The organism is Deinococcus sp. (genome assembly GCF_025362455.1).
GTDB lineage: Bacteria > Deinococcota > Deinococci > Deinococcales > Deinococcaceae > Deinococcus.
This window is the reverse complement of record NZ_JANYGJ010000150.1, coordinates 1-5,377: the sequence shown is the minus strand read 5'-3', so window position 1 is coordinate 5,377 and position 5,377 is coordinate 1. Positions and strand designations below refer to the sequence as shown.

The 5,377-nt window shown below is 66.1% G+C and carries 3 protein-coding genes; 1 reads left to right on the top strand and 2 read right to left on the bottom strand.

Annotation, left to right across the window (positions count from 1 at the left end; translation table 11 throughout):
• Positions 1-233 precede the first annotated feature (233 nt).
• Entirely contained in the window at positions 234-1,727 is a 1,494-nt protein-coding gene (locus tag Q0R23_RS11755) for a LysM peptidoglycan-binding domain-containing protein (RefSeq protein ID WP_293913255.1), read from the bottom strand.
• 125 nt (positions 1,728-1,852) lie between these two features.
• Positions 1,853-2,716: an alpha/beta hydrolase gene (locus Q0R23_RS11750; protein WP_293913254.1), complete on the bottom strand. Its 864-nt coding sequence runs from the start codon at positions 2,714-2,716 to the stop codon at positions 1,853-1,855.
• Between the two features lie 560 nt (positions 2,717-3,276).
• Here Q0R23_RS11750 and Q0R23_RS11745 point away from each other — a divergent pair.
• The gene (locus Q0R23_RS11745) at positions 3,277-5,070 is read left to right on the top strand and encodes a DEAD/DEAH box helicase (protein ID WP_293913253.1); all 1,794 of its coding nucleotides are present in this window, start codon (positions 3,277-3,279) and stop codon (positions 5,068-5,070) included.
• Positions 5,071-5,377: the final 307 nt, after the last annotated feature.

The window sequence follows — 5,377 nt, the reverse complement described above, 5'->3', positions numbered from 1 at the left end:
TGGTCGCCGCCGTGACGGCGACCCTGGTTGGCAGACCCTCTGGCGCGGTTGGGCCTGGCTCACTCAGGCCGCCTGGCTGCTTGATCTTGACGTCTCTGTCAGCCTCTATCCCACTTCTGGGTAACGATAAGCCGCTGGGGGGTGGGGGTGCAGGCGCATTCGCAAAAAGCTAAAGCCCAGAAACGCCACCCACCCGCCAACAGCACGTCCAGCCCCGTCCAGCTCAGCCAGACTCACAGCCGCGAGTACCGCCGCCCGGAATAATCCACGAACACGCCGATGCCGTATGACACCCCGCGCACGCTCTCGATGACCGGTGAACGGTTCCAGCTCAGGCCCGCGCTGGAGCCGCCGTCGAGCAGCAGGGCGTCGCGGGCGCCGAGGGCCGCCATGACCTTGCCCATTTCGGTGATGCTCAGCCGGGTTCTGGTGCTCACCAGCATCAGGTCGCGGTTGCTGCTCAGGCCGATGGCGCTCCGGGCAGCCCTGCCGAACAGCGCCGGATCCTGAAAGACGGCTGGGTACCGCGACTGCACCGCGCCGCCGCGCACGATCTGGGGGCCGCTGGCGACCACGCTCTCCATGCCCGCCCAGCTTCCCCCGACGCCGTTTTTACCCGCGCCGCTGCTGATGTAGGCGCGGTTGTCCGGCGTGATCGAGAGGGCGGCGGGCAGGCGTCCCCAGGCCAGCCGCTGACCGCGAACCACCAGGTCGCCCGCCGGAATGAAACTCTGCGGATGAAAATAACTGCCGTTGATGACGGCGGTGGCCCCGCTCAGCCGCGCCAGCGTGTTGACCCGCGCCCCGGTGCCCAGCCCCTGAGCGGGCAAAATCGGCGACACCAGCACGTTGCGGTAACGCAGGTCCACCCGCACGACCTTGAGCGCAATGCCCAGCACCCACAGCGACTGCAAGGTGGCCCCGGCCCGCTGCGGCTTGGGCGGAACCGGCACGCTGACCCGGCGCGGCATCAGCAGTTTCATGCCGGGGTAGACCCAGGGCGAGGCGAGCTTGTTGAGCCGCATCAGTTGGGCCGGGCTGAACTGGGCGCTGTGCTGGGCCACCTGGCTGAGCGTCCGGAAGGTGTCGCGCTGGCCGACGACGCTGTAGGTGAAGACGGTGCGCGGTTCATTGCGGCTGGTTGGACGGGGACTGACCTGGCGGGGGCGCGGGGCCGCACTCTGGTTGGGCGTATTCCGAGCGGTGACCGCGCCGGGCACGAGCCGCAGCCGCTGCCCGACGGACAAGACGCTGCTGGTCAGGTGGTTGCTGCGCCGCAGGGTGCCGACATCCAGCCCGCTGCGCCGCGAGAGCTTGCTGAGCGTGTCGCCGCGCCGCACGGTGTAGGCCCCGCGCAGCCAGGTGGTCTTGAGCCGCAGCGGGGGCTTGCTGGGGGCGTTGAGTGCCGGATGCGGTGTTCCAGATGCGACGCTCGCCGTTTTGACCGACGGCCCTGGCGCTTTGCTCGCCAGGCGGGCCGGGCCACCCATGCGGATGAGCTGGCCTACCTTCAACTGGTCGCCGCTGAGGTGATTGAGAAGGCGCAGCCGGGCCACGCTGGTGCCCGAAGCCCTTGAGATGGCGTAGAGGGTCTGATGGGGCTTGACGCTCACGGCGGCCAGCGCCGAACCTCCGAACAGGCCCAGCCCGAACAGGCCCAGCCCGAACATGTTCAGCCCAAGCACGTTCAGTAGCGCTGCGCCGCACCATAACCTCAGTCTGGACATACCGCTCATCCGATCACACACGGGCCGAAGATGAGTGAGTCGTCAAAACGTGTTAAGTATGTTGTCTAGACAACAAGAAGGCTACGCAACAGATAAGATTAAGCAACGAGAAGGCCACCCAGGGCTTATTTTTTTTCCTGGGCGTCCAGATAATCGAGCACGGCCTGGCGGGTGCCGCCCAGAAAGGTCAGGTTGCGGCTCATGGCCCCGACGATGGTGATGTGGTTCAGGCCCGGCAGCACCGTGAAGGTCAGGGGAATGTTCTTGGCGTCCAGCGCGGCTTTCATCTTCAGGCCGTTGGAGGGGTCCACCGTGGTGTCGTTGGCGGCGACCAGCAGCAGGTGCGGCGGCGCGTCGGCCCGCACGTGGCGGCTGGGCATGATGTCAGCCGGGTCGCCGCCCGCCGGAAAGGCCGTGCGGCTCTTGAACTGCCGGAAGTCGTAGTCATACGGCCCAGCGATGCCCACCACGGCCCGCACGTTGCTGATCGGCACGCCCGCCTCGCGTAGCCAGCGTTCGTTGTCCACCAGTTCCACGGCGTTGAAGGCCCCTGCCGAATGGCCCATTACGTACAGGCGAGTGCCGTTGCCGCCGTACTTACCGGCGTTGTCCTGCAACCACCGCAGCGCCTGGGCACCGTCTTGCACGTAGTCGGGGTAGGGGTGAAGGGGCGCCAGGCGGTAATTCATCACGGCGGTGACGTACCCGGCCCGCGCCAGACTCTCGCCCACGAAGACGTACTCGGCCTTGCTGCCGCTGTTCCACGAGCCGCCGTGGATGAACAGCACCACCGGACGGTTCTGGCCCCCACCCTGGGGCTCGTAGACATCGAGCACGTTGCGGACGTCTGGGCCGTACTTGAGGTCGCGGCTCACCTTCAGGCCACTCAGATTGACGGCGGCGTTGACCGGAATAGCCGGATTGCAGGCCGTCAGGACGGCGCCGCCGAGGGCGAGCAGGGTCAGAGAGATGGTCAGACGGCGTTTCATGAAGCGAGTTTAGAGTTGCGCCCGGTCCCAGACTGGAAGTGAACTCGCTCAATCGGGCGGCGTGATCTTTAAGGAATGTTGTGAAACGGCCCTGGTGCGGAGCCGGTCGGCATGTGGGTCGGCAGATGGGCGGTTTTGATCTGGTCTGGCCCGATCTGGCCTGATCTGAAGTAAGTGCCGCCCAGCTCGTTCCAGACGCAGGCGGGGCTGTCTGCCGGGCGGTAACAGGCCGGGCGGTAACAGGTTGCTGCCTGACCTCTGGGACACCCCTGAGCCTGTCCGGAGCCTCCAGATTTCGCGCTGGGCGGGGCGAATGTCACAGACGGGCCGGGAGAAGTGTGTATACTTTCTTCTTAGCGTCGGCCCAAAAAGCTGGCCACACCCGAAAATGCCGCATCAGCCCATTGCAACAGCGCGGGGGCAATCAGGCGGCAGGGTCGTTCACCGGACAAGACGAGTGTTTACATGCAGTGGAGACAGTGGAGATCAGCGGATCACGCTCCGGAAGTTGCATGACTGATGCTTTCACCGGACGTGTGCGGGCCCCGGAAAGGTACAACATGCAATTTAGTGAACTGGTCAACCCCGACATCGCCGGGCGCCTCGCCGCGCAGGGCATTCTCGAAGCCACGCCCATTCAGGCCGAGAGCCTGCCGCACACCCTCCAGGGCCGCGACCTCATCGGACGCGCCCGCACCGGCACTGGCAAGACGCTGGCCTTCGCGCTGCCGATTATCCAGGGGCTCGAACCCAGCCGTCAACGTGGACGCACCCCCCGCGCCCTGATTATGGCGCCCACCCGCGAGCTGGCCAAGCAGGTCGCCGACCATTTCAGCAAGGCGTCCGCCGATCTGGAACTGCTGACCATCTACGGCGGCGCCGCCTACGGCCCCCAGGAGAAGGCCCTCTCACGCGGTGTGGACATCGTGGTGGGCACGCCGGGCCGCATCATCGACCACATCGAGCGCGGCAACCTCCAGCTCGACATGGTGCAGTTCGTGGTGCTCGACGAGGCCGACGAGATGCTCAGCGTGGGTTTTGCCGACGCCATCGAGGAAATCCTCAAGGCGACGCCCAAAGAGCGCCAGACCATGTTGTTCAGCGCCACGCTGACCAAGGACATCCTGCGCATCGCCCGCGCGTATCAGAACGATCCGGTTACGGTGGATCTGGTGGGCGAGGGCAAGAGCCAGGCCGCCCAGAGCGTCGAGCACCTCAAGATTCGCGTGGGCCGCACCCGCACCCGTCTGCTGGCCGACCTGCTGACCGTCTACAACCCCGAACGCGCCATCATTTTTACCCGCACCAAGCGCGAGGTCGATGAGCTGGCGATGGAACTGATCCACCGTGGCCTGGAAGCCGAGGCGCTGCACGGCGACCTGGCCCAGTCGCAGCGTGAACGTGCCCTGGGCGCCTTCCGCGCCGGACGGGTCCGGGTGCTGGTCGCCACCGACGTGGCCGCCCGTGGCCTGGACATCCCCGAGGTCGATCTGGTGGTGCAGTACCATCTGCCCCAGGACCACGAGAGCTATGTCCACCGTTCGGGCCGCACGGGCCGCGCCGGGCGCACCGGCACCGCCATCGTGATGTACGGCGACCGCGAGCAGCGCGATTTGCGCAACCTGGAGCATGCCACCGGCGTCCACTTCACCGAGCGCAGCGTCCCGACCCCCAAGGAAGTCCGCGATTCCTCGGCCCGCACCGCCGCCGACCAGATCCGCAAGGTGGACAGTGAGTTCGCCGAGCCGTTCCAGGCTGAGGCCGAGCGCTTGTTCAGCGAGCTGGGTCTGGAGTCGCTGGCCCGCGCCCTGGCCCGCATCGCCGGAGCCGTCACGCCCGCGCGCACCGTCAGCTTGCTGAGCGGCGAGGAAGGCCAGGTCACCGTGATGTTGCACGGCCAGCGCATGAGCGTGGCCCGCACCGTGGCGCTGATCGCCCGCAGCACCGACATCGATTCCCGCTCGCTGGGCCGGGTCCGTCTGGCCGAGGAAGGTTCCGTGGCCGATATTCCCAGCGAACTGGTCGCCAAGCTGCTGGCCGCCTCGCCCCTCGACGGTCAGGTCGAAGTCAGCGTGCCCGACGAACTGCCCGGACTGATCGACATGCCCCAGCGCGACCGCGACTCGCGCGGCGGTGGCAACTACGGCGGTGGCAGTGGCGGCGGCTACCGTGGCAACCGTCAGGGCGGCGGCAGTAGTGGTGGCGGCGGACGCTACAGCAACGACCGTAACAGTGGTGGCGGTGGCTACCGTGGCCGCAGCGACTCCAACTCTGGCGGCAGCGACACCGGCAACCGGGACTTCGGCAGCCGCGAGTTCGTGCCCAGTGGTGACGACCGGCGCGACCGCCGCTGAGTAGCAGTCGGTTGAAACAGGCGCCTCCGGATTGGGGGGCGCCTGTTCTCGTGTCTTGGAGTCTGTCTGGCAACTATGCTGAGAGCATGTTCACCTCCGAGCAGATCGACGATGTTCACACCCGCCTGGGCAGCGCACAGACACTGCCTGACTATCTGAAGGCACTTAGTACATTGATTCTGAATTTATGATATCCTAAGTGATGCCAAGACGAAAGCAGATTCACCCAGTTGAATTGACCCTGGAACAGCAGCACATTCTCGAAGAGCTTACCAGTAAGGGCGCTATTCAGGTTCGTGTCTACAAG

Coding starts and splice junctions, on each gene's coding strand:
- Q0R23_RS11750 (WP_293913254.1), bottom strand. CDS start 2,716: ATGAAACGCCGTCTGACCATCTCTCTGACCCTGCTCGCCCTCGGCGGC.
- Q0R23_RS11755 (WP_293913255.1), bottom strand. CDS start 1,727: ATGTCCAGACTGAGGTTATGGTGCGGCGCAGCGCTACTGAACGTGCTT.
- Q0R23_RS11745 (WP_293913253.1), top strand. CDS start 3,277: ATGCAATTTAGTGAACTGGTCAACCCCGACATCGCCGGGCGCCTCGCC.